This is a genomic window from Rossellomorea sp. DUT-2 (assembly GCF_052665285.1).
In genome coordinates this window covers 445,998-472,206 of sequence record NZ_JBQPEO010000003.1, presented here as the reverse complement: position 1 = coordinate 472,206, position 26,209 = coordinate 445,998, and the positions used below count along the sequence as shown (strand labels likewise).

At 40.0% G+C, this 26,209-nt stretch carries 20 protein-coding genes and 1 pseudogene; 11 read left to right on the top strand and 10 right to left on the bottom strand.

Translation table 11 applies throughout. The annotated features are described in order from the left end of the window. Positions 1–382 precede the first annotated feature (382 nt). Positions 383–1,201, top strand: a complete 819-nt coding sequence (locus ACOSV2_RS13205) for an STAS domain-containing protein (protein WP_428975488.1) — start codon at positions 383–385, stop codon at positions 1,199–1,201. Positions 1,202–1,656: 455 nt separating this feature from the next. On the opposite strand, the gene ACOSV2_RS13200 is transcribed toward ACOSV2_RS13205, so the two are convergent. The 3 genes from ACOSV2_RS13200 to ACOSV2_RS13190 all read right to left on the bottom strand — a co-directional run bounded on the left by ACOSV2_RS13200 (position 1,657) and on the right by ACOSV2_RS13190 (position 6,304). Further along, positions 1,657–3,036 carry a collagen-like triple helix repeat-containing protein gene (locus ACOSV2_RS13200; RefSeq protein WP_428975487.1) on the bottom strand — a complete coding sequence of 460 codons (1,380 nt, stop codon included), beginning with the start codon at positions 3,034–3,036 and terminating at the stop codon, positions 1,657–1,659. 316 nt (positions 3,037–3,352) lie between these two features. Continuing rightward, the gene (locus ACOSV2_RS13195) at positions 3,353–5,377 is read right to left on the bottom strand and encodes a dockerin type I domain-containing protein (protein WP_428975486.1); all 2,025 of its coding nucleotides are present in this window, start codon (positions 5,375–5,377) and stop codon (positions 3,353–3,355) included. Positions 5,378–5,617: 240 nt separating this feature from the next. Next, complete coding sequence (locus ACOSV2_RS13190; protein ID WP_324747026.1) at positions 5,618–6,304, bottom strand: response regulator transcription factor; 687 nt, start codon at positions 6,302–6,304, stop codon at positions 5,618–5,620. A gap of 321 nt (positions 6,305–6,625) precedes the next feature. Between ACOSV2_RS13190 and ACOSV2_RS13185 the strand changes: the two genes are divergently transcribed. The 3 genes from ACOSV2_RS13185 to ACOSV2_RS13175 all read left to right on the top strand — a co-directional run bounded on the left by ACOSV2_RS13185 (position 6,626) and on the right by ACOSV2_RS13175 (position 8,235). Beyond that, positions 6,626–7,258, top strand: coding sequence for a hypothetical protein (locus tag ACOSV2_RS13185; RefSeq protein ID WP_428975485.1), 633 nt, complete (start codon positions 6,626–6,628; stop codon positions 7,256–7,258). A 27-nt stretch (positions 7,259–7,285) separates the two neighbouring features. Beyond that, the gene (locus ACOSV2_RS13180) at positions 7,286–7,735 is read left to right on the top strand and encodes a hypothetical protein (RefSeq protein ID WP_428975484.1); all 450 of its coding nucleotides are present in this window, start codon (positions 7,286–7,288) and stop codon (positions 7,733–7,735) included. 239 nt (positions 7,736–7,974) lie between these two features. Further along, entirely contained in the window at positions 7,975–8,235 is a 261-nt protein-coding gene (locus ACOSV2_RS13175; protein WP_428975483.1) for a hypothetical protein, read from the top strand. Positions 8,236–8,694: 459 nt separating this feature from the next. Here ACOSV2_RS13175 and ACOSV2_RS13170 read toward each other — a convergent pair whose 3' ends face one another. The 4 genes from ACOSV2_RS13170 to ACOSV2_RS13155 form a co-directional block, all read right to left on the bottom strand. Beyond that, the gene (locus ACOSV2_RS13170) at positions 8,695–9,801 is read right to left on the bottom strand and encodes a glycosyltransferase family 2 protein (RefSeq protein ID WP_428975482.1); all 1,107 of its coding nucleotides are present in this window, start codon (positions 9,799–9,801) and stop codon (positions 8,695–8,697) included. An 86-nt stretch (positions 9,802–9,887) separates the two neighbouring features. Beyond that, positions 9,888–10,373: a glycosyl-4,4'-diaponeurosporenoate acyltransferase CrtO family protein gene (locus tag ACOSV2_RS13165; protein ID WP_428975481.1), complete on the bottom strand. Its 486-nt coding sequence runs from the start codon at positions 10,371–10,373 to the stop codon at positions 9,888–9,890. 15 nt (positions 10,374–10,388) lie between these two features. Continuing rightward, the gene (locus ACOSV2_RS13160; RefSeq protein WP_428975480.1) at positions 10,389–11,876 is read right to left on the bottom strand and encodes a phytoene desaturase family protein; all 1,488 of its coding nucleotides are present in this window, start codon (positions 11,874–11,876) and stop codon (positions 10,389–10,391) included. A 238-nt stretch (positions 11,877–12,114) separates the two neighbouring features. Further along, on the bottom strand, positions 12,115–12,276 hold the full coding sequence (locus tag ACOSV2_RS13155; protein WP_428975479.1) for a hypothetical protein: 162 nt from the start codon (positions 12,274–12,276) through the stop codon (positions 12,115–12,117). A 262-nt stretch (positions 12,277–12,538) separates the two neighbouring features. On the opposite strand from ACOSV2_RS13155, the pseudogene ACOSV2_RS13150 reads away from it, so the two are divergent. From ACOSV2_RS13150 to ACOSV2_RS13120, 7 genes and pseudogenes are all read left to right on the top strand, one after another. Then, positions 12,539–12,688, top strand: a pseudogene (locus ACOSV2_RS13150) (aminoglycoside phosphotransferase family protein); the annotation flags it as partial. A 194-nt stretch (positions 12,689–12,882) separates the two neighbouring features. Further along, a complete protein-coding gene (locus tag ACOSV2_RS13145; protein ID WP_428975478.1) occupies positions 12,883–13,422 on the top strand; it encodes a DJ-1/PfpI family protein in 540 nt (179 codons plus the stop codon). Positions 13,423–13,859: 437 nt separating this feature from the next. Then, positions 13,860–14,198 carry a hypothetical protein gene (locus ACOSV2_RS13140; protein ID WP_428975477.1) on the top strand — a complete coding sequence of 113 codons (339 nt, stop codon included), beginning with the start codon at positions 13,860–13,862 and terminating at the stop codon, positions 14,196–14,198. 329 nt (positions 14,199–14,527) lie between these two features. Further along, positions 14,528–15,379, top strand: a complete 852-nt coding sequence (locus tag ACOSV2_RS13135; RefSeq protein WP_428975476.1) for an ABC transporter permease subunit — start codon at positions 14,528–14,530, stop codon at positions 15,377–15,379. Position 15,380: 1 nt separating this feature from the next. Continuing rightward, positions 15,381–16,400, top strand: coding sequence for an ABC transporter permease subunit (locus ACOSV2_RS13130; protein ID WP_428975475.1), 1,020 nt, complete (start codon positions 15,381–15,383; stop codon positions 16,398–16,400). Positions 16,401–17,152: 752 nt separating this feature from the next. After that, entirely contained in the window at positions 17,153–18,376 is a 1,224-nt protein-coding gene (locus ACOSV2_RS13125) for a YHYH domain-containing protein (RefSeq protein WP_428975474.1), read from the top strand. 11 nt (positions 18,377–18,387) lie between these two features. Beyond that, positions 18,388–19,065 carry a PH domain-containing protein gene (locus tag ACOSV2_RS13120; protein WP_428975473.1) on the top strand — a complete coding sequence of 226 codons (678 nt, stop codon included), beginning with the start codon at positions 18,388–18,390 and terminating at the stop codon, positions 19,063–19,065. Between the two features lie 247 nt (positions 19,066–19,312). Here ACOSV2_RS13120 and ACOSV2_RS13115 read toward each other — a convergent pair whose 3' ends face one another. The 3 genes from ACOSV2_RS13115 to ACOSV2_RS13105 all read right to left on the bottom strand — a co-directional run bounded on the left by ACOSV2_RS13115 (position 19,313) and on the right by ACOSV2_RS13105 (position 26,062). Next, positions 19,313–20,761 (bottom strand): DUF2357 domain-containing protein, encoded by a 1,449-nt coding sequence (locus ACOSV2_RS13115; RefSeq protein ID WP_428975472.1) that lies wholly within the window; start codon positions 20,759–20,761, stop codon positions 19,313–19,315. Positions 20,762–20,765: 4 nt separating this feature from the next. After that, positions 20,766–22,997, bottom strand: a complete 2,232-nt coding sequence (locus ACOSV2_RS13110; protein WP_428975471.1) for an McrB family protein — start codon at positions 22,995–22,997, stop codon at positions 20,766–20,768. A gap of 254 nt (positions 22,998–23,251) precedes the next feature. Beyond that, positions 23,252–26,062 carry a DEAD/DEAH box helicase gene (locus tag ACOSV2_RS13105; RefSeq protein WP_428975470.1) on the bottom strand — a complete coding sequence of 937 codons (2,811 nt, stop codon included), beginning with the start codon at positions 26,060–26,062 and terminating at the stop codon, positions 23,252–23,254. Between the last annotated feature and the right edge of the window lie 147 nt (positions 26,063–26,209).

Sequence of the window (26,209 nt, the reverse complement as noted above, 5' to 3'; positions counted from 1 at the left end):
ATAGAGGATACATTATTTACCTTATAGGAAACTTAAGGGAAGGTTAAAGAAACCTTAAATGAATTTGTTTGCTCTTCAAGGAGCCATGGGGACAGGTACCTCGGAACTGTTTTAAATGGGCCGAGGGGTAAGCGAGGGGACGGTTCTCTTGCTTCCATCAAGAACCGTCCCCATGCTTCAGAGCCTGGAAAAGTGGCAAAACCGCCACTTTACTTCACGCCACCCCTTATAAATATCCCCATTCCTCCAGTATTTATCGACTAATTTTTGAGAGACGGTACCTGTGCCCTCGGCTCAGCCCAATCGATCCTACTCCAACTATCATTCTTCATTATGTTAAAATATAATTGGAAACTACAGTAAAAGGAGAGACTTTGAGTACATGATCGATCAAGGTAAAAAAACTTACATGAAAGCAATCTGTGATAAAGTATTGAGTCAAAAGCAAGAGCTTATCGTTCAAAAAGACAATCTGAGATCAAGCGAATTCAGCAACATAGAGTCGAAGCTTCATAGTTGGCGTGAGGATATCATTGGTATTTATGCAAAATCCATTGAGAGTGATTTGGACACCGCATTCGAGCAGCTACAAGAGTGGGGATCGGAAGCCGTCGACACTCTCGTGAATTTCAACCTACCATTAGATGTTGCTCTGGACGAAGTGAGAGATTACCGAAACCTAATCGGCCAAATCATTAAAGAGGAAGCGTCCGCTTTCAACTTATCCTTTGATCAATTCTATGATTTGATCTCAGATTTTGATGAAGTGGTAGACAGGGCCGTACATTGGCTGAGTATGTCGTATTCAAGAAGATTTTATACACGGATCAATGCGGCAGAAGCGATAGCGTTAGAACTCTCCATTCCAGTGATCAAAATAACCAATCAAGTTGGTATACTTCCATTGATAGGTGACATTGACACCGAAAGAGCTCAAGAACTGATGGATAAAGCACTCTCCAAAGGGAATGAGTTATCCCTAGAGTACATGATCATTGACCTTTCCGGCGTACCGATCATTGATACGATGGTAGCAGACCGCATCTTCAAGGTTGTGGATGCCCTATCCATGATCGGAATCGAAACCATCCTATCCGGAATAAGACCCGAGATCGCACAGACCATGACCCATCTTGGAATTGATAGTTCTAGGTTCACTGTGACCTCGAGTCTTCATACCGCTATGGAGAGATTTCTGTAAGACAAGGGGTCCAGGAAGCGCGGGGACGTTTCTCGTGCTTCCGTCAACATCCTTATACTATCGTTGTAATTTAGTCAAGTTTTTTCCTTCCATGACATCCTCTAACCCTATTTTTCTTATCATTATTGTTCCATATGCAATCAACCCATTTAAGAAACTGTTCGTCTTTGAAAAGTTTTTTTAAGAACTATCAACTACTTCACACTCTCAATAAACGCAGTATACCGCATAATTCTTCACGATTTCACATACTTGTTCAGAAATTATCCAATCGACATTATCAGCATTATTATTCTTAGGCTTGATGAATTGCACGAAATTTTTCATTCCTTTAAATGGTTGTCCAATTAAAAGTAAAAGACCAAATCACTATGCGATTTGGCCTTTAAATTGATATGTTATTTCTTATGTTCCCCACAAAAACTGAACTACTTAAACCAAGCAGCAGTCCCTTTCTAAATAAATTCACTCAACAATAACCAATAACAAGGATTTAGCGGCAGATTAGGCGGTACAGGAATAACGGCTGAATTATATCCGACGATAAAGCTTGCCGGATCTGTTGCGGATGCCCATCCCGCAGTGAAAAATTCATTTACAATGGTATTACCGGTACTGAAAACATCTGTGCTGCCCAAATAATTAGTATCGATGCCAGCAAGTCCTTTCCCTGCAGTGTTCTGAACGGTGTTACCGTAGAAAGCCATGAATTTAAAAATATTCAGGTTTGCAGCATTCAGTAAGACAGGAACATTTCCTTCACTAATGGTCGTATTATCGATGATATATAACCCAAAATTTTCACCTGTAAATTCTTCCATGAGAAGAAGGTGACGGAGCGTAAAGGGAGAAGTCAATTGTGTATTATTCCTTATGACCAAATCCCCCTTTAGTGTACCTGAACTGGCTGCTACATTCGTGATAATGATGAAGCTGCACCTGACAGCCCCTGAATCTGAGACAAACGTATTGGTGTCGATAATACTCTGACCTGAAGTAGAAGAAATACTGATATACCGATAACTATTGTTAAGCGCAGCACCCGGTGCATAATTAAAGTCACAATTGGTGATCTGGAATTCAGAGGCAATCAGTGAAATACCGAACTCACATACAGAGAGTTCACAATTATCGACATAAATTCCGGTAGCTGACAAATTATTCACTCTTATGACGGACTCAATGGATGCTATTGATACGAAATCTTGAATGATGGACATGTTTTGGAAGACCACATTCGATACGGTGACATTAAACATGGTAGTTACAGTATTATTCGTGGTATCCACGATCGTTGCGCCTTTTCCTTGCCCCTCTATCGTTACCGACTTGTTTACATTTATCGTGGAATTTATCGTAAAGGTTTCAGCGTCTAGTAATAATCGATCCCCATTTCCTGCCGCAGTTAAAGCAGCTTGGATCGTGGTAAATGGTCGGGTGGACCCGACAAGCAGGGTATTCCCTGTTGGAGGAGGTATGGTCCTTGTTGTGGGAGGAACAGGTAGTTGTTGCTTATAAAAAACATTCCCTGTAGAGATATCAATATATAGATCTCCATCATTACCAATATCGCAGGGTGGTGAGCCCACTCCTGTTAAAACGGGAGTACCAGCCGGTCCTTGTGGTCCCTCAGGTCCTTCTGGTCCAGCTGGTCCCTGTGGTCCCTCAGGCCCTTCTGGTCCAGCTGGTCCCTGTGGCCCAGTTGGTCCTTGGGGTCCTGGTGGTCCTGGTGGTCCCGGTGGTCCCGGCGGTCCTGGTGGAGGCGGGTAAAAGTCACACCCCTCAGGAGGGAGTATACGATTAGGATCACACTGGATTCGTCTTTTTTTATACAATTCATCACCCCTAAAAACAATATTTAATATAATAGTATGATGAGTTTAATATAATGCTTGGACGAAAAATGAACCAAGGGGACAAGTACCATGGCTTATATACAAAAGGGGCTATGGTACCTGTCTCCTTGACTTAATAAGTTTACAAATAAGGAGTGATTCATTTAAATAAAATCACCTTTATGACTTAACGAATATTAATCAGTATTATTATGGTAATCCGTTTGAAAGGGCTATCATATTGAACCCTTGCCGCCCTATCAATCAATAATTGAAAAAGACAAAGGCAGGGCATGCCTTTGTCTCGATTATCTTTTTATTCAATACCTAATTCATTTTTGATATCTTCCAAGGACCTACCTTTATATGTCTCCATTGGTTTCGGTGCAGCATTCACACCAGGGTCTGCTTCAAGGAAATTGTATTCGACTAATTCGAAGTCCTTTGCATCAACCGTTCCGTCGAAATTCAGGTCTGAATGTTGGTCATCTGTTCCCCAGCTGTTTTTCAACTCGATCGCATCCATGATATCAATCACACTGTCCTGGTTGATATCCCCGGCATCCTGCGTGCGCAGAGGCAAGCCATGCCATGTGCCGACAACCTTATCTTCACGTTGTTCAAAGATATTGAAAGTGGATTTGACCGGAAAGTGGCCAGGAATGGTCACTTCAATCTGGAAAGGCTTATCGGTTACTGGGTGCTTAGCTACAAAATCATTGTTACGGACCATTTCCCCGTCATGAACGTTGCCTTCCCAATCGGTCACCTTTATGGAAACTGGAGCATTTGAATAGTCTGTACCATTGTCATATTTTCCGTCGGTACCAAAGAATCCTTGGGCTTTAATGTCCCCTCTTATCTCTGAATAGCTGCGCAGCAGTTCCGGATATTGTCCTTCAAAATATCCCTTTAAATTAGTCGTTTGACCGTTAACGTCTGTATACTTGCTTGAGAAGGTCGGCGCAGTTACGTAGTTCATTCTATAAAATTTGGCATCCTTCGCTTCAAAGGTAACTTCTGCCAATGGAATGCCTCCATTCACTTCAGCTTCCGGATTCTCCAAATTCACTTGAACATCAAGGTGTCTTGTAGAACTGCTTTTTCCCTTGTCGTCATACGTAATCTCAGAATCACCATACTTAATGAAATCCGGATGAATCTTCACGTCCATCAACTCAAGTTGATTGCTGTCGTAATCTACTGAGAAGGATCCTTCTTTCAGTTGTTTCACATTATGAGACGACAGTGTCATCGTCAGCTTATCGCCAGCCATGATTTCTTTTTTATCCATGGAAGCAGTGGCGTACTGTGTCCCTTCTTTAACAAAGCTATTGATAATGGGTCCACCCTGTGCGAAGTTTCCGACGGAATCGTGTGCGAAGAACCCAACAGGATACCTGCTGAGGATCGGGTTCATCAAGATTTCATCCGAAAGGTTCCCCTCACCATCAGTATTCAATGCCCCTGTTGGAAATGGTGATCCATAATGATAGACAATGTAATTATTGGATTGGGATGTTTCGAGTCCCGCTTTCTTCATATCTTCAATGGTCTTATCAAAAAGGGACATGGAGAATGGAACCGTTTCTTGTCCTTCCTTATACTCATACACACCCGTCGGCAATGTACTTGAAAACTCCGGAGCTGTATTATCAATGAATGTATCCGTTTCTTTCGTGAACGTTTTACCTTCACTGTTGGTCCCCACTAATCTTAGCTTGTAGTGGCCTTCCGGTGCCAATGAAGGGTTGACTGAAATACGGTTATCTTCATACCGGTAATAGTAACCTGCAAAGGCAGAATTAATGATGATCCTCTGTCCCTCTTGAATTCCTGAAGAATCCATGACTCCGACCAGTCCCAATTCTTTATTCGTCTTCCCGTCGACCAACACGACGCTGATCTGTTCCATAGGTGACTTCAAAGTGAAATCCATTGGGGTATAATTGAACAAGGCTCCGAATTGATTATTCTCTTTAGTCGAGAAGTTGAAAGCTCTGACTGATTCAATTCCTTCTTCGGAAATTCGGATACCAAATGGGATTTGATATTCTTCAGATGGATTTTCCTCATTCACATAGCGGATATACCCTTCATAGTAACCCTCTTCCGCTGTTTTAGGGATATTTAAGAATACGTTCGTTTTTGTTTTCTTCCCGGCCTTCACCTTAACCTTTTCATCAAAAGATAGATGGATTCCGTTTTTGGAAGCGTCATGGGACTGATTGGTAAACTCCACACTACCATTAAATGTTTTCGTTTCTTCACCGGAATTCTCAATCATAATCGTACGCTGATCTCTTAGTGACTTGTCAATATACTGAAATCCGAAGCTCATACCCCCGGTCTTCTCATTAATACTCATTTTTCAGAGAAACCTAAGAATAGGTATCAGATTGCAAAAATAAAAGCAGTGATAATTAATGAAAAAAATAAACTAATGAAAAATGAAATGGTCCAATGTTTCTTATCTGTTAGTTTAAAAAGAATATTCAGAGAAGAACTAATGAAAAAACAAACGATAAATAGAAATAATATTATTAAAAGTATTGGCATTCTTTCACCCATTTCCATTATTTTAATCAGATATCAAATTCCTCTTACTTAAATTCTGGTGCATCGTCTTGTTTATGTCAATTAAACCCAACTCCATAGCTTTTGAATAAGCTTCCATTCGCGAGCTTACACCTAACTTTTTGAAAGATTTAGTTAAATAGTACTCTACAGAACGGATACTCATATAAAGTTGCTCAGCTATTTGCCTGTTCTTCTTTCCTGCAGCTACAAAATTTAAAATCTCCAATTCTTTTGGAGACAATAATGCGTGGGCCATTGAATTCTTAGCCATACGATCTAATTGCTGAGAATCGGCTAACTGCTTTATCAACGAAAGTGGAAATAAAGCTTGACCATTTAATACTAGTTTTAGCGTGGAAATGAGATCTTCTGTAGGTGTAGTCTTTTTTATGAGACCAGAAATCCCCAGTTCAGCATATTGGTAGATTTGAGCTATATGTCTTTCATACAAGCAAATGACCTTGGCCTCTGTATTTGTCTGGAATATTCCTCTCGTTAAATCATTGACTGAAATATCAGGTGACTCTAAATCAATTATATATATATCGAAAGAGGACAATGGGGGAAGTATACCTGCCTTATTTTGAAGTTCTTTAATAAAAGTAACCTTAAAATCTGATTCTTCTAAGACCTGCTTAATCCCTCTTCCTAGCAATTCATTATCATTAATAATTAAGACTCTATTCACAATACACCTCCTTAATAGAGTAAATCATCCATATTCCAAATAATAACTTACCATATAAAATTAGATAATTCTGCAAAATCCCTAAACATTAATTTTTTTTAAGGTTAGACAAAGTCTTTAGCTCCAATTCAATATTTATGTTTAATAGTAAATATTTGCACAAATACACAATGCCACACAGTGGAATTACAAAAAAAAATGCGGAATTCCTTACAAGTTCTTTCGGTGACAATTCAACCGAGTTTCCAGATAATGTAGATGTGATCAATTAAGATTGCTTCTGTTTCTTGCGCAGGAAACACCAAAAGAGGAGGAGAAACAATGAAGAAACTACTATTAATATTAGCTTTCGGGCTTATACTTTTTATCTCTGCTAATGGAGCAAGTGCTGCTGAGAATCAAACGAATGGTTTTCTTACAGATGAAGAAAAAGAAGAAATTAATGCAGAACTACAAGTCCTGAAAGAAGAAATTAACAAAAAGTTGGCAAATGGTGAAACCAATATTGAGGTACAATCAGAAAATATGAAACTAGGTTTAATAGAAAAAAATGTAATGGCACCTTCAAAATTAAAGGGCGCTCCCTTAAATACAAATGGTAGTTTTGCTGCTGCCTCATCTGTTGGATCTAAAGAATATCAAGCGTATATTGCTCATACTAAAGGTGCAAATTTTTCTCATGCGGTATTTGGGACTTTTTCGTGGAAGGGAGACTACCTAACTGCAGTTAATGCAGACGCTGATCTTACTGGTCTCTTTTTCAGTAGATCATCAAAAGAAACCGTTGTAGGAAGAGATGGAAGAATAGGTAAAGATGCCAAGGTAGGAAGAGTAACAAGCAAGGGCACATTCACACCTGTAAAATATTGGCCAACAAGTTCTTATACAACTATAATAGTTGACGTCTATGCACCCACTAAGAGCTATAGAGTTATAGATGCGTATATTCAATAGTAACATTTTATTAGGAGTTGAAGAGTAATGAGAAAAAGTATTTCATATAAATTATCCTTTATTGTTGTGTTAATAGTAGTAGCTTTCGGTCTCGTTGTAAGCCCTGCAGCGGCTAGCTTACACATCACAAATTTCAGTGGTACAACTAAAAACACCGGAACCAGTAATCCCGGGAATTATCACCACTTTTATTCAAGTAAGAACTCAGTAAAGGTTAATTTTGAAGTTGAAAGTTTTATTCAAACAGGTGGTAAGGCAGGTATAACAGTAGAATTACAAAAGAGTAATGGATTGTGGTGGTCCACTAAAGTTTCCAAGACAGTTAGAAATGACTCCCCAGTAACGTTAAGCAGTGATGCAGGAAGAGGAGATTGGAGAATTGTCGTTCAAGAGATAGCTATCCCTACTGGACATGATAAACCACCTCTGTATAAAGTGAAATCTACTAAGTACACTGGAAAAGTAACAGGGTATTAAATATAAGCCCTTACAAGTATTTAATAGTATCTAAAGTCTTTCAATGTGTTTGTCGGGAATCTACACCCTCTTGTGACCCTTCCGTTTTTTGGGAGGGTATTTTTAGTAGAGTGGGGACGGTTCTTGTGCTTCCTCTTGTCTGGACCAAAGCACCTGCCTCTCCGCTTGCCAGTTCATACAATATCAGGGTAGTATCATCTATTCATTTCAACTATTATAATAGTAGGAAGGTGAGATTTATGGACAAGCAAATCGTGAACATGTTATCCGATATTCAACAGAACATGAAGGAATTCGACCGTAACCTAAAGGAATTCGGAAGTGATTTAAAAGAGATAAAGGAAACGGTCAATAGAATTGAAACATCACAAACAGAAGATGTCATTACTAAGTTAAAAGTAGAAAACCAACGTTCTGAGACGGACTTTCATTATCTGAACACAAGAATCACCGATATTGATAAACGGGTTTTCATCCTTGAGAATCGATCGGAAGGTTAATCGTCAATTCTCGATAAAAAGTTATGACGATTACCTTTTACCTACTCTTCGTTCCCTCTCACCATGATCCACACTCCATTTCTTCTAAGCACAGGGACGGTTCCCATGCTTCCTTTACGTCAAGACGAAGCAGCATAATCTCCAACATGCTTCACTCACCCCTCCCCCACTCACCATGTCCAACATCACCGCAAACCTTACTTAATACCCCGATAAATCCCTATTTCCTGACACACTCAAAAAATGACGCATCTCCATTCTTACGCCACCTCATTAGATCCCAACCCAACAACCCCATATACTCTGAAACTCTTACCCCTTCACACACTCCCTCATCAAAAGCTGGCTCAAAACAAAGCCACAGAACCCTCCCCCCTCCATCCCCAACAAAAGAACTGTTTTTCTAGGAAAAAAGGGTCAGACCCCTTTATTTCAGGTAGTAAAAGGGCTCTAAGCCCTTCACACCTTTATCTTCCGCCCTTTCCACTTCACAGAATGAAACACATTCACACGAACGAAAGAATAAAGGAAAATCACCGCAAAGAATAAAAAGAACAAAGGATAGAAAGGGAAATACCCCCACCTGAAATCCCCGACCCTGCGGGCAAACCATGCTGTTTGAACGCTATAGAGGATATACAATACTCCATAGACGATCATAGCGGCAGTACTTCCCTCTATAATCGAAGAGATCAATGAAGACGCACTGGTTAAACTTCCAGTAATCCATAGGATGACCATCAGCATGACAACGGGATGAGTGGACTTGGAACCAACGGCAAAACTTTTGCACCAGCCTTCGATCAGGCTTCCCACACCTTCCGGATACATGCGGAACGAAATGATCCCCCTGCCACCTAAGCAGCGAACGGGAATGTTCTGATCAAGAAAGGCTTCTCCCAGCGCCAGATCATCCATGATGGCTCCCTCGATTTTTTCATGCCCTCCGGATAAAAAGTAATCGTCTCGATTACATAGAATGCAGGGACCGAACGAACCGGCAGCTTTGAACCGGGATCCCCAGACCGTAAATAGATTCATCCCTACCACCACGATGATGTTAAAAACAATGGAGAGATGCTCATACACACGCTCCACGGTGTGATAGGGCTGCAAGGCGAGGATCCCCCTGGCTCCTTTTCCCTGGTAGACATGAAGAAGATTCCGTAATCCATCCACACTGGTGAATCTGGTATCGGCATCCAAAAATAGCAGCCAGGTCCCTTTTGCCTCCTTGGCACCGCGCCAGCAGGCAGACGATTTTCCTGCCCCTTTATTCTGGAGGACCGTGACACCGTAGCTTTCTGCGACCTCAACAGTACGATCCGAAGAATCGTCATCCACCAACAGAATTTCATATCCCTTGTATCGCTGCTCCTGCAACGACTTCAATAACGGGGAGATCCTGCCTTCTTCATTTCTGGCAGGGATAATGATGGACACAAACGGCAACCCCGCCGTATGTTTGGAGGTGAATCTTGGAACCGGCAAGGACCAAAACATGATCACGCCAATGATCACACCCAGGAAACCCAGGATGAGATTGATCACTTCTGAAGCTGTCATTTATCTACCTCCTTCCTCTAAAACTCACAACCGTGCCAATCCCCGTTCAACCTTTATGTAGCTGCATTTCCTTACAGTAGCTTACTTCATTTCTTGCCAACACCCGACGTAATCGAAGATATGCGCCCCCGATTGTACCGTTGAACCACGATAATCGGAAGGTTGAAGACAAGGGCATACAGGACCATCCCCCATCCTGCCCATACGGGATTCCAAATGAAGAACAGTGGAGCAGGGAGAATGGAGAGCCAATGGGTTAATTCCGCACGTTTCGTTTCCGCCGCAAATACGATCAAGTCCCTCGACTTCGTTCCATGCAATCCCTTTTTGCTGTATCCCTTTTTGAGAAAAATAGTGCCATCCAGAATCAATCCCTTCCACGATTTCACCCGGAATAAACGCTGCCACAATGCCCCGGACTGTTCAAAAGGGAACGTCCGAAACCAGAAATGGTCTCTCAGAAACCACGTCAAAGGCAGTTTCAAGCAAATGGCCGAGATGGCGAGATGAAAGAACGTCCAGGCAATCACATCAATGAGTATGATCCAATGGTCAGGCAGTGAGACGATCATGACATCACCCCTTTATTATCCAGAATCCCTCTCCATAATTTTCTCGCCTACAAGCTGGCCGCTTAAGGTAACCATCGGCATTCCGCCTCCCGGGTTCACCGTTCCCCCGACAAAGTAAAGATTGTCGTAGCGTTCACTCTGCTTCGGATGCTTCAAGCCTTTATTCTTCTTACTGTCTGACACCGTTCCATAAATCGCCCCGCGGTCGGAGCCATACGTACGCCTGATATCTTCCGGGGTCCACATATCCCTCGTGACAATGTTCTCACGCAAGCCATCAAGGCCCATCTTCTCCAACTTGATCAGGACCCGCTCAGCGAATTGTTCATAGTCCTCTTGCGTATACGGATTCTCATCCCGGATAAACGGAATATGCGGCAGCACCTTGATATTTTCATGTCCTGGAGGGGCCTGTGTCGGATCGGTTTTATTCACATTGACGAGATAAATGACCGGGTCCTCCGGCAGTTCATGGCGGTGGAAGATCGATTCCATTTGCTCCTTCATATTTTCGGCGAAAAAGAAATTATGATGGCGGAGCTGCGGATAACTCTTCTTCACACCCAGATGCATGACGAGGCCGGAACTCGCCGGTTGGAATTTCGTTTTTAATTTTTCAATATAATCGCTGTCTTCCTCCAGTAATCGCTCGTACACCGGTATGACTTCCATATTCGACACATAATGATCGGCCGTCACCCGTGTTCCGTCATCCAATACGGCTCCGGTAATGTCGCCATCCTTCTTGTCTAGCTTGACGATCTGCTGTCCAAGGTGGAAAGTCACCCCCACTTCTTCCGCCAGCTTCACAAGAGCGTCCGCTAGCTTGTGCAAACCGCCGGGAACGTACCATGCTCCCTGGTCATGTTGCATATAGATCATCATATTCATCACGGCAGGCGCATCGTAAGGGGACGAACCCACATATTTGATAAAATAAGAGAGCATATCGCGAAACTGCTCATGACTAATCCGCTTATCAAGGGATTTATGCACTGTGGACATCAGGTCAATGTTCTTCAAGACACTGAACAGTCCCGCCTGCTTGACGATTCCTTTTGCCGTATCCGCACCTTTAAATAAGGTTTTATCCGTCATATCGTAATGAGTCTTCGAATGCTCCAGGAGACGCTGATATTCACGAATGTCCTTTTCACTGAGTGAGGCATTCTTCTCTAGCATGTCGTTCACATCTTCATACAAGTCTATGACATTTCCATCGGGGAAGAAGGAACGCCACTGATGATCCAGTCTTTCAATCTGCACATAATCCTCCATGGATTTCCCGCTGGCAGCAAACAATTTCTCAAAGATCTGCGGCATCGTCAAAATGGACGGGCCAAGATCAAAACCGAAGCCGTCTTGCTCGAGCCGGTTCAACTTTCCTCCAATGTGATCGTTTTTTTCATATAAGGAAACATCGTATCCTGCCTGTGCCAGTGTTATGGCAGCCGAAACCCCACCGAGTCCCCCTCCAATGATCAGTACCGTTTTATTTTTCAATGGTTATTGTTCCTCCTGTTCGGAAATTTTGTTTTGTGTATGTATTTTTTAAAAACCCATTCATCATCCGCCTGTCCTTGTGCCACTTCCATATCGAGCTCTTCTGTACCCCTCTCTGGATAATGGAACTAGACCCGGTTTGGCCTTCTTTTTCCAATACATCAAGTCTGTATCTTTAACACTCATCTTATACCCTAACTGCCTCTAAGAAAAAACTTGAATGTGTTTGGGTCATGGTTCAATTTGGAGGGGCTTCAGCCACAGCTTTGATTTTGCCTGAGATCAATTGCCAAGCCTCTTCTGCTCTTTCTTTTGGGCCCAGATGAGTAAACGCATGAGAACAGCCCCTGAATGTCGCCTCTTGAACGTTCACCCCTGCTGCTTTTAATTTCTCCGTCATAACATTCGGCTTCCGGCCTGAATACATCGGACTCAGGTATGAGAATCAGGGCTGAGGCTAAGCGGCCGCTAACCTCGGCACGGGCACGGACCGTGGAAGCGAGAAGATGCCCCGCTTGTCCCTGGAACGTATAAACCGGGGATGATCCTTATCCTACTTTTCTGGTGAACTGGGCGTTTAGTGGAGCTTTTTATTTGTGAGTTTTCCCCCTTGTAAAAGAAGAAAAGTAGAGTGGGAACCGTCCCCACTCTACCCAAATTTCGATGGAGAAACTTGGAATCGAGCAAGAGGTTGGGCTCTATGGAAGGCTTTAATAACCTACAATTATAATGAGCATTCTAATAAAGCAATGGCAGATGAAACATTTAATACTATAAAAACAATCCTAAAAGATTACGAAACTAAAAAATAACGATACAAAAAAGAAAACTCTATTTCACTAAAGAGGGCTTATCCGGAACAGGATGAGCTTCTTTTTTGTTTAAAGTTTTTCTTGAGTAAGCTGCTCGATTTTGAAATAATTGGTATTAAGTTAAAGGAGCAGGTTAATCGAATAAGAGCGTTCTGTAAGTCAGGTAATAAAATAATTAAGGGGGTTAGATAAAGATGAAAAAAACCGCCGTTCTATTATATCCTCAGTATAGTGAATATGAATTAAGTGTGGCACTATCAATTTTAATGCAGGGGGGAAAACCAGTAGTTACAGTGGGGAGAACTATGGAGCCCATACGCGGAGAGTCTGGTTTAACTTGCTTACCAGACACCACAGTTGATGAGATAAACATTGATGAGATAGATAGTCTTTTATTAACAGGTTGTATGGATATTTTTTCACTAGAGAATGAAAAAGCATTAGTTGACTTTATAGGTAAAATTGAAAGTCGAGTAACTACCATTGGAAGTATTTCAAGTTCGCCTTATTTACTCGCAAAAGCTGGAGTCTTAAAAGGGAAAAGATATACTATCGGAATGACAGAAGAAGATAGGGATAAGTCAGGTATTCTCGAAAAAGAAAATTTTTCCGAAGACCTGGTTGTTCAAGATGGACAGGTGATAACTGCCAGGGGAAGGGGATTTATAAAGTTTGGAGTGTGCCTCGGAAGAGCATTAAATCTTGACTTTGATGAAAATTGGTATAAAGAATAATATTCTTTGTAGTCAATTATAGGGGGCAATTACTGAAGATCAGCAAGTCTCCATCCGGCTATTGCCCTTCTTCAATTATTGGGGCAGGTTAATGGAAAAAGAAGGGGATTTTTTACGATGGTAGAAATCAGTTTAGCGTAATAGGAAGGAGAAGTCTATGAATAATTTAGGTTTATATTTTACTATTGGAATCCCAATTTTTTGCTTTATTCTTCTACTTAGATTTTCTGGGCTGATTGGAAACCCAGCATTTCTAATAATTGTCACTATCTTTATTTTCTTTTTACAAGTTCTAAGAAAGAAATTAAAAATAAATTTCAAAGGGTAAGCACTCTTCAACTATAGGGGGCGTTTGCTAAACAAGCAGCCGCCTTTTGTTCAAATATTGGGCAGATTAGCTAAAGAGGGATACATACAGAAACTGGAGGTGGATTTATTTGGATTTTACAACGCTTAAATCAGGAATAGTAAGTTTGATTGCTGCAATTTTAATATTCGTCAGTCTGTTTGTTTATGAGCCGTATTTTATAACAAGGGTTGTCGCTTTATTGGTAGCAATTGGAGACGTAATTATTAACCTATATAGAAGACGGATAACAAAAAATGCTTTTTATTGGTTTTCTGGAGTGGTTATTATAAGTATGGGCATTATCGTATTTTGGGAAGAAGGTTCTTATACTAATAGTTATGAAGTGGTTTTACCTCTGTTATTTATTTTCACCATACTCCTAGCTACATACAGAGATATTTTCAAAAAAAGAAACAATGAAGGGTAAGCAATTTATTGTAAGTAACCTACTCTTCAATTAAAGGGGGCGTTAGTTGAAGATGAGATCAAAATAAGACCTACCATTTTAGATAAGTCTAATATGCCTTCCCGTTCTAACCTTTTGCGTTGTGAAGGCAATTGAAGAAGCCTCCAGATATATCTCCCTTATGGGTAGTAGTTCTAATACAGTCCGTGGTTATTTTCCTACTATGTAAAGTAGTTGCTGATTTTTTTATCCGATATAGGATAGAAATACATAAAAACATTGGCACTGAATCAAACAGTACCGTGGATGAAAGCAGTCACGGTGGCTAGTAAAAGGATGGGAGATCGAGGATGAGAACGTTAGCACGTATACTATCTATTATTATATGTATTCTATGCCTCGGAGCTTTCATCAGTCTCTTCCAGGGAAAAATCAATCTCAGCTTCTCATCTTTCTGGCAAAACTTCACACATCTAGTATATACGCTCACACACCCTGACACGATGACCTTCCAGACCGAGTCGTTCGCCCATGAAACGAAGTATGATGTTTTTCCAGATTTCTTCGGTTTTTACTTTTATACGTTGACGATATTGTTTCTGGGCTTTCTCCTATCACTAGGGTTCGCAATTCTTTGGATTCTGATTACGTTTCAGCTTTCTTTGAAGAAGAGGCTGCTATTGATCAGAAGCTCTACCCTTCTGGAATCGGTCCCCGATGTCTTTGTCATTGTCCTGGCGCAGCTCTTCTTCGTGTACTTATTTAAAAAAACCGGGATATTGGTCTTCGAGGTGGTAGGTGGATCAGAACGACCCTACGCCCTTCCACTTCTCACCTATAGTATCCTTCCGACGATTTTCCTTTACCGAACGTTGATGCTCATATTCGAAGATGAATTGATGAAGCCGTATGTGGAGCTCGCTACAGGGAAGGGATTGACGGGTTTTCATGTATTAATGAGGCATGTTTTCCGTAATAGCTTAGTGAGTTTGATTAATCATTCCAAGATGATTATTTCGTTTATGTTTTCCAATCTGATTATGCTCGAGATCCTCTTTAATACATACGGACTCACCTGGTTCGTTATCAATCATCCGGCCTATGAGATTGCCACCATAAGCGTCATCTTGATGTTTATCCCTCTTTTTCTGCTGGAGGAAGTGGTTAAAAAGCTAAAAACGAAGTATGTAGGAGGGGAATAGAATGATCCGTGTTTTGAAAAATAAGTCATTTATGACCGGCTTTCTATTTGTCTTTCTCACGCTCATGGGAAGCTTAATGTATGGGTGGTTCTTCGATAATTATATCCCGGTAGCAGAGCTTCGCTTTACAGAAGATGGGGTGAAGAGCCCACCCTATTCCCCCTGGGAATATCCTCCTTTCGGGACCAACAACCTGGCACAAAGCATGTTTCATATCCTCCTCATCGGAGCAAAATATACCCTTGGCGTCGCATTACTGATAGCAGGGTTGCGCTTCATGTTGTCTTTTGTATGGGGAACGATTTCTGAGCTTTATGCCCCTAAGCTGAATCAGTGGAGCCGCCCGTTTCTTGAAGCATTCTACTACTATCCGGTCACCCTCATCGCCTATTTAATGCTATATTGGGTTCTGTTTGCCGACGGTCAGTTTAACGGGGTCGACAGTGAGTTCACCTATGGTTTTGGAGCAAGGGTGATCATTGAAGTCATAGTGTTAACATTAGCTGCCGTTCCCATCACCTCACTGACGATTTCCAAAGAGGTCAATCAGATTCTTCGAAAAGAGTTTATGGAAAGTGTGCGAATCCTCGGCGGGAACCGCAGGCATGTTCTCATGAAACATATTTTACCTTTTTTGAAACCCCAGCTCGTAATCATTTTTTTGCGGGAGATGATTCAGGTGCTGATTCTTTTGGCTCACTTAGGAATTCTTGGCATCTTCTTCGGAGGGGGGGCCATGAAAGAAGACCTATTTAGAAATGTCGTCTATGTCTCCCTTTCAAATGAGTGGTCGGGGATTATCGGTAATAATTTCCGCTTTTTATTTACGACCTATTGGTGGATTGCGATCTCCCCGATTTTCTTACTAACATTGACTGTCTTGGCTTTCAAGTTAATGTTGGAAGGGTATCAAAACATGCAATCGGCGCCTCCTAAAAAGAGTCCGATAGCAGAACCAAAAGAAGAAGGCCCGGTTAAAGAAGAGGAACGGTTTGATCGGGTAAAGAGATCTATTGGTTGAATGGGGAGAACCATTTATGTGGTGAGCTTTACTTCTTACAATATAAACATTTACATATACAGTTGAGGGAGCTGAACTTTCGGTTAAGTACTTACTTACGGTAGTGCGGGAGCGAATCCAAGTTTTTATCACACTTTGTCCTATTGATAAGCATTCAACCTCTTTTATGTTTTTGATATTATAGAATTGAGCCATAATGAATAAATTAAGTGATTTAAAAATAAGGAAACAGAAAGAATGATTCTAGAATATATATTATTGAATAATCCAGGGGGACAGGTACCTCGGCACTAAAAAAATCAGCGTATGTTAGCCCACAAATAAAAAGAGCTTCACTTCCAAAATAATGGGGTGAAGCTCTTTTTTATCCCTGCCGCAACTCCTTCCGTATCGGTAAAAACCTATCCAATGTGAAGCACAGGGACGGTACTCATGCTTCCTTTTCTCATCAATCAGAAACATCAATCACCCCACGCTCCTCACCCAACTCCCCCCACTAACCCTCTCCCTCCCAATCAATCCCCCATCCTCTACCACACCCAACATATCCATCATCACCGCAAACGGCACTTCATACCCCGACAGGACCCCAGCTTATAATTGAAATCTCTTTATAAGACCTTTTTATTTTTTATGTATTTAACCTGAGCATCAACCATAAATATATTTTTAGATAAATTTGGTATCTAGCAAACTCCAAAATTTAACTTTATAATGAAAATCAGGAAATAACCTTACAATGGAGGAAAAAAATGATTAAGAAAGTCAGCTTTTTAACCTTATTATTCACTTTAGTATTTGGCTCAATCGCATTTGCACATAGTGGTAGAACGGACTCAAGTGGAGGTCATAATTGTAGTGATAAATCCAAAGCCAAAGGATTGTGTACTGGATACCATTCTCATAATGGAGGAGGAACTTCTTCAAGCACCTCTTCTCCAACAAGTCAGCCAGCTGCTACTCGTAGTGATAAAGACTGTACAGATTTTGGTAGTTATGATGAGGTTGTGAATTACTGGAATGCTAAAGGATATTCTGCCACTTATGACCCAGAAAACCTTGATGGTTGGGGAAATGGGGCAGTCGATGACGGCATACCCTGTGAAGCACCGAGCGGATACGATAAAACAAAGATAAATAATAGTCCAGAGCAACTGCAGCACCAACAAGATGAAACTGATATGGCTAACGGAGAGGAACAAGGGTACGCTCAAGGAGTAAAAGACGGTTATCAAGAGGCAACTTCTAACAACTCAACCACTAAAGGATCTGATGCATTCAATGAGGGATATGCTGCAGGTTATGACAAAGGATACGCTGAGGGCAAATCAAAAATAGATTCTGAAAAGAAACAAGCTACAGATGACGGTTACTCACTTGGACAGAAACAAGATGAGCTAACTTTACCTGATAAATACGCTAACCATGCCGGATTAAAAAAGTCATTTGAAAATGGTTTTAATAAAGCCTTGCAAGAACGTCTTGAAGCAAAAAAGCAGGAGTTTACCAAACAAGGATACAATGATGGGAAAAAGGATAAACATTCCCCGCCAAACGGGCAGGGTGATGAACTAGTCGCTGCTTATGAAACTGGCTATAAAAAGGCACAAGAGGAATTAAGACAAGAATATTACGATAACGGATATAAAGCTGCCTTTTCTTTAATTGAATACAAAGATCCAGGTTATGAGAATGAAAAATTCAAGTCTTGGTTCAAAGATGGCTTTGATTCCAACAAAGAAGTCAAAAACATTGAAAAAGCTGGATTTTCCTTAGGACAGCAAGGGGGAAAATTATCTATTCCAACTGAATACACTAAAGGCGAGAAAATATTTAAGCATTATTATGAACTGGGATATAAAGAACATGAAAAAGAACAAAAAAAGACAAGATCGGCTGCTGCAGGGGGATTTGGATTAGCAGCATTAGGATGGTTCGGTAGAAGGCTATATGTTGCTAAAAAAATGATTAGCTAAGAGGTGAAAAAATGGGCGTTTATAAAAAGTTATGCTATAAAGTTGAAGACTTCTTCATCAAGACACTTACAAAAAATCAAGATGAAACCATCATTAGAGAAAAAGTAACTAATTATCGAACTAAAAATGAGGAGCGACTTCTCCAGCTAAAAGAGGAAAAAAAGAAAGATGCAGTAGAACAACAACGCATTCGCGTTCAACAGCAGCAAGAAAGAGAAAGAGTTAATCGTGAAAAAGAAGCCGCGGAAAAAAGGGAAATAGAAAATCTAATCTCTCAAGTGATGGATACCAGCAATCATTCTTATACTGGTTATGAATTTAATGAGATTAAGAGAAATAAAGCTTTCTTTCAATCCCTTCTGACTAACGTACTTGAACAAAATGAGAAGGTACTGACCTTTATTCATTGCGAGTATGACAAAACGAAAAAACAAGAAATAAAGGGTTACTTAATTCCCACCACCAAAAGGATTCTCTTTCTGAATAAAAATCTTACATTTATGGATAAATTCAGATACCAGACCGTCATAAACGTCAATTGGTTCAAAGACGGATTGCTTGAAAAGGGCCTTAAGATACAATATGGGAAAAGAAGATTAGAATTTGATGAAATCTTTGATCAAGGTCAAATGCAGAGAGTTGGTGACATAATATTAAATAAGTCTAATAAAAGGTTAATTAAGAGTTGAGAAAGTATTATAACCTTGAGTAAGAGCTGGGGTTTCTATACACCCAGCTCTATTTTTTAGACAAATAGATTAGATAATGAAGTGACTACTCTATCTCATGCTCCAAAAGCAATCGAACAAACGGTCTTTTCCTACCTTTGAGCTTTCGAATAGATTTAAAGCTATAAATTGGTCCACCTTCGGTACAATCACAAAGTTTTGGTCTACCCAAGGCACCTGGATATATCTTGCCGGAGGTGACCCTGCTTTACACAAATTCAGATTCCCCCATTAATTTCGCCAATAACTTTTTTTCTGAATGCTCACTTTCAACTCCAGGAACCATTTGAATGGCACCCATTTTATAGCTATCATGATACCCTTCCTGAAAATACCTCATCGTTTCCACTGAATCATCACTCGTCGGTGTCAGAATATACACTTCACGGACAGCTCTTTCCCCTGTTCCCCTATGAACGATCCCGTCACGATACTTGTGCATTTCTCCAAGTGAGGTACCAAGGTTCCCGGGCACCCGGTATTTTGGATCGAATACGAAAATTTCTTTTTCACATTCCAACACGATATCAGGAATCATCCTTTGGGTATAAGTGTAGAATTCTTTTGAATCGTACTGATATTTTCGTTGAAAGTAGAGTGACTTTCCATCTCGAAGCCTGATCCTGCTTTCTTTGTTTTGGACCAGGTCGATAAAGATCCCACTTTTAGTCGTCTTGTATAACCCCCTGGTATCCTCGACCAGGTTCATCTCCCTCAATACCCTGACAATTCTCATGAAGCACCACATTTCATATAATTCAAAAGTATCCTTCATGGCAATGGGGTAATCAAATCCGATCCCTTCCATGTCATGCTTGTATAACTGCTCAAACCACTTATACCATTGGCGGTAAATGGGGTGTTTCCTGAATTTCTGGGTGATGGAGTATGGCCCTTGATGCATGGAAACTTCCTGAAGAAAAAGGGAGTTCATCCACCTTCTGATTAAAGAGTGAAACCTCGCTGCCTTCTTGGAAACGTCCACTCTTTCCACGGTCATGTATGTCTTCAAGAGATTCCGCAGGTCAAATAGCTGCTTCTTCAAAACCTGATTTTCATACACGTCCACTGTCTCGAAAGTTTTGGTCGTCTCGACATTGAGGGGAATATCTTCACCGTACCCTCTCTTATCAAGCCAGTGTAAAGTCGGTTGTTCAACCTGTTGTACCCTTTCCCTTTTCTGAACGATTGGAAGCTTGACTAGCCTACTGAATGGCTGTTTTTCGATACGGGCAAAAATCTGACGGAGCTTTTGCATGGACCTTTCAATGTAAATCCACTGCGTCCAGGAGACTCCCAGGCTCTTACCTGATACGGAAACTTCCCTCTCCAATCCGCTCAATTGGAAGCAGCTGTTGCTTTCCTCTAATATCTCCTCAATCATTACATCAAATTGCTGTTCTGATAGTTTACGGGAATCAGGATATATGAATGTTTCATATTCCTTATCATTGAGGAATATTTGGACCAATCCGCTCTGGAAGGGAGTAACGAGTGAAGTTAAGAACAGGTTCCCCTCCTTATGAAAAGGTATCGGTACTCCCTGTATCCTTAAATCGATACCAGCCCCCTCATAACGTAACTTGTATTCCGTTGCCTCTGTTAAAAAAGCTTCCTCAAAGGGAATCCAGCCCTCCGGAGACATCCATACTTCCAATGATCTATCTCCAGAATTGAGTGGCGCCATAGTACTCCAACTCCTCTTGCATCCGTTTCACATGCTGCAAGGAGACGGAACTGCCTTCCAGATTGGCAGTCAACCAGCGATTCAATTCAATAAGCATTTCCGATATTCGTTCGTCCCCCCGAATCTTCGTCAACACTTTTTCGGCAATCACACCATCGAGTGCTGCATTAGAATCCATTGCATGATCCGGTCCCAGCTGATGATTTGCGTAAAGTTTCTGTAGCATTTCACCCATAGTCCTGTAGCCAAAATGAAGCTCATGTACAGCCAATGTGGCATGCAACTCTTTCAGAAGGCGGAATTCCTGGAACAGTGAATCCTTCAAGTCCTGGTCCACACTTTCCCAGAAGGAAGTGAAGTCCACATCCGATAATGTCATGACAAAAGCACGGTCCAGCACTTTATCCGATATGGAATGAGTAGTTTCGTCAATGTTGATGGTCCCTAGTATATAAATATTAGGCGGTATGCTTAATTTTTGAGGGACATCCGTTATATGCTCATCCTGATGAAGTGGGATTTCCTTTCTTGACTCCACCGCACTTAGATAATCACTCAAATAGTACTCCACCCGTGCCAAGTTCATTTCATCCAGTAGAATGAAATGTGGCTTTTCCCGTTCCTTCAATGCATTCAGTATCACTTTCAAGAATTCCGTTTTCACATAACGTTTCTCGAATGAACTGTAGTACCCGAACAAGGAACTGGCATCAGTCCAGTCGGGTCGGACGGGTATAATGCTGAAATAGGGATTTTCACTTTCATACTCCAGCCCATATACAGCATTGGCGTATAAACGGCAAAGCTGTGTTTTCCCAGTCCCGGAAATTCCGCTTAGTATAACGAAATGCTTGTCATCAAGCGCTGTCAGATTCAAGTGCAGATCCCTTACAATAGATTTGGAAAAAGTAAATTGACTGTTATCAATCATGTCATGGATTTCTGCGAACCTGAAATTAGGCTCAAGTGTTTCTGTTTCGGAAAGCTCAATTTCCCCTTCCATTTCCAATTCATTGTTTACACTATCAGAAGGAAGCTCCACCGTTTTTCGTGCATGGGCAAACAGAAGAGCTGCATCAATAAAGTTCTTCTTGACCTGATGAGCCCCTTCAATGAAGGTTTCACTATCGTTGTCATATGTGCCTACACAATAAGAAGCATCCTCCACCTGTATCCCATGTTTCTGAAGCAAGCGCATGGCTTCCGCCTTGATTTCATGGTTATCCATGCTCTGAGTGGCAAATAACTTCTTGATCCACCACTCCTTTGTACCATTAGCCAAAATCTCACGTACATTGGTGAAAATCTGATTGCCTCCTGCCACCCTAACGACAATTGTTTGGAATGGTGAGTTTTTGTCATGATAATCAAGATAGTCAATATTTCCTTTAGTGATCATTTGATCTCCATCATTGATTTGAAAAGATTGTCTCTTCCCTTGATATTTAAGGTTTTCAACAGAAGAAATCTCTACAGAATAAGGTCGTCCAAGCAGTTGGGTTTCTTCAATATCACGTATGGAAGACAATTGTTTTAATGCAGTCCAAGCTCTCTGTCCTGTTTGTATTTCCATATTGATGAATTCCCTGAATTCGCTCAACCCGTCCCAGACTTCCTGTAAATATCCACTCAGTTCTTTCTCATCCATCTGTCCTTCAAGGTCCATACTCTTCCCTACTTGGAACCATGGCCTCTTTCTTGGTTTGATACAACTTTTCACAAAATCTTCAAATTCTTCTTTAGGCACTCTGGACTTTTCCTTCCATCCAGTAAAAATCGAGTACTCATCAGGAATCGAGGACAAAACGTCCCGGATGACACCACTCCTGGACCAGGACCAAAAAGGTATGAGGTTTAACTCCGTATGCATCAATAACGATTGATCAATTCCATTAAATTCTAGTGTCAAAAGGTTGTATTCCTTCTCATCGGATTTCATATATAGACCCACAAAGTATTTCCTGCCCATATCAGAGTTCTTTTTCTTTTCTGCATATGTTGGATTCCGCGCATCATGATAAGTTGTCGTCAAAGTAGTATCGTAGTTGCGGATATATAGCTCTTCCCCCAGAAGAATATCTCTTGAACCAATGAAGCGTTCAAATATCCCCTTTACATTTGGAGCCACTTCATCAAGCACCCTGCGGCACCTTATCTCCGTATTGTCTTCTTCGAATAATGATTGATAGTATGTAAGGTTTAACATTGTAATCACCCACTTATTGTTAGTTATGATTCTAGACTAGCATACTATTGGGAGGAAAAGGGAAAGAAAGGTTATCTATGATGTAGTGCAAAAAAGCCCTTCCATAAAGGAAAGGCCTCTTCAAAAATCTTCAAATACTAAATCTAAAACAAGAGTGAAGGGAGTCCGAATCTTGGTTGATTCCTGAGGAATATGTCACTAGCTGACCATCAACTACCGATCTATTAAAGATGTACATCCCCCAGAAGAAAAGACTACACTTTTTTTGTGAATTCCGTATAAAGTGCTGAAGGTATTTCATGCTCTAATTCCATCTTAACTGTGATAGGCTTTTCTCCTTTATATTCCACAACATTTCCTTTTCCGATATAAATATAAGGCTCTGTTTTTTCGTCAATCTTTTTGTATTTCCTTAGGAAGAGGTGAAGGTTTATGTTCCTTTGTAGATTAAAGATAATATTCTTTCCACGTTCTGAAGTTTGACCAGTACTATTTGGTGTTTGCCACTGAAAGTACTTTGAATCGATAAACTTGTCCTTATAATTTATACTTTCCTTAATATCTTCTTCTTTATGAAGATCTATATATAGAAAATACTCATTTCCATTCGCAAGTAACCCTGAACCCCGGAAAGAACTATGAGTTTTTCTGTAGTTTGAGAGGAGTGCTGCGTCCACCATTTGATATTGCTCATATAGTTTAAAGTGTGGGACACCATAATTCTTATTTTTATATTCTTTTTCATAACGAAAAATCCCGTAATTTAAAATATCTTCTATAAAAAGGTAATAGTCTTTATTCTCTAATGTATTCTTAAAAGCGTTTGTCTTAACTAATCGACCGTGAGGATGAGCCACTAACTTTTCTTTCGTTCTTATTTGAACACTGTCATAGTAATCTTGATTTAAGTACTCAAAGGCATGAAGGATACTTTCTTCTTCTACTCCTTCAACAATCTTTAAAATTTCATACTTTGCTGTGTGTAGCGTAATTTCTTCATGGTTTATCAAGTAACGCAAAATAATAAATTCATAGATTCTCTTTAACGGCAACTTACTTGATAACTCTTTTAGAATACTTTCAAACGTATCATCTAAAAGTAAGTTCTTTAAGCGATCGTCTTTTTCTACTTTGGCTACAAATTGTAGATAGGACTTTTCTTTATCAATGAATTTAGTCGGGTCAGGTGCACCATCATACTTTAAATAATCCATAAGGTATAAAGGAACCTTCCCTTGGTTTAACTTCTTAAATTCAAAGTATTCTTCCCTTAAATATTTCATGGAATTAAAGTTTTCCCTATCAATCTGTTCTAATATACGCTCTTGGGCAATCTCATCCATTTGTATATGAGTGGCTCCTGGGATATTTGCAAACCCTGTGGCTATAGCAACTTTTAAACTTTCTTTATCATAATAACGGCTACCGTTTAGTGCAATGGCAATTAAAAATACCTTACTATGATTCCCAATAAAATCGAGAACTGTAAGAAAAAATTTATTTTCGTGTTTACGAAGTCCACGACCTAGTTGCTGAATAAATACAATTGGTGAGTTCGTGGGTCTTAACATCAGCACGGAATTTATTGAAGGAATATCCACTCCTTCATTAAAAATATCCACTGTGAAAATAATCTCTAACTCATCTTCATCATTTTCTAAGCGTTTGACGTAACTGTCTCTCTTTTCAATAGAATCTCCACCATTTAGACTAGCACTCTTAAAACCTCTTTTATTAAATTCCTTTGCCATGTATTCTGCGTGCTCAATACTTGCACAAAAACCAAGACATTTTCTCTTTTCTCCATCATGGCCATAGAAATTCATCTTCTCAATTATGAAGTTAACTCGTTTATTAACCTTTAGTCTTTTGGTTACCTCAGCAATATCATCAATTGAAACGTCACTCAGATCTACACCTTCAACATCTGTTATTCCAAAATAATGAAATGGAATGATTAATTCATCATCTAAAGCTTCGTGTAAACGTACTTCTAGTGCCACATTGTTATTAAATAAGTCCAAAACGTTACCATGATCGCTTCTCTCAGGTGTGGCTGTCATTCCAAGGGTGAACTTAGGTGTAAAGTAATCCATTACTTTTTGATATGAAGGACTGGTTGCATGATGTGCTTCATCATAAATAATATAATCAAACTCATCTCGCTCGAAATCCACATAACATCTGGACATCGTTTGAATTGTTGAAAATAAATAATCAGCACTGATTTGCTTATGATTCCCTGTAAAAAGTCCAAAAGTAATTCCATTATTGGCAATTAGGGTTTCAAAAGTATCCTTTGCTTTCTTTAGAATCTCTTCTCTATGTACAAGAAATAATAATTTTTTGGGTTGAAATCCTTTTACATCAAAGGCAGACATATATGTTTTGCCTGTACCGGTAGCTGATATAACTAGCGCTTTGTTTTCTCCGTAGGTTCTTAACCTCTCTAAATTTTCCATTGCTCTTCTTTGCATTCTATTTGGCACAATATATTTAGCTTTCTCAAATATTAATTGATGTTCCTTTTGATTTTGTTTAATTTTATGAAGGAACTCTTCATACTGAGAAATAAAATCTTCGTCCACATTTTGACTTTTCTCCCACAAATGCTGATATTCTTTTAGTATATCTCTGATAAATGCTCCGTTTTCTTTAGTAACAATTTCCACATTCCATTCAATATTACTTTTTAGTGCACTTTGAGTAATATTAGAAGACCCAATAATAACTTTATAGCTTTCTTCATATTCAAACACATAGACTTTTGTATGAAAACCTATTTCTTTATCCGTAACAAATACTTTAAGATCAATGTTCTCAAACTGTTTTATCTTTTCCATAGCTTTAGGATCAGTAAAGTTTAAATACGTAGAAGTGAGAATCTGACCTTTTATCCCCGTCTTTTCGGCTATTTTCAACGATTCAAGTAGCAACTGTAAGCCACTAAAATTAATAAAGGCTACACTAAAATAAAATCGTTTACATTCTTTGATTGACTGAATAAGTTCATTTAAAAGATTCCCACTATTTGAGTTTGTGATTAATTTATTTTCTAATTCCATATTGATCCCCTGACTAACCAAGTTGTATTCTTACAATAATTAACTTTATTGTATCAAACAAATACGGAAGGTGCTCTTAATTTAGTAACATAGGTTCATAGTACTAAGACAGTTTTGTTAGTTAATTTGAACCGAACATTTTTTAAA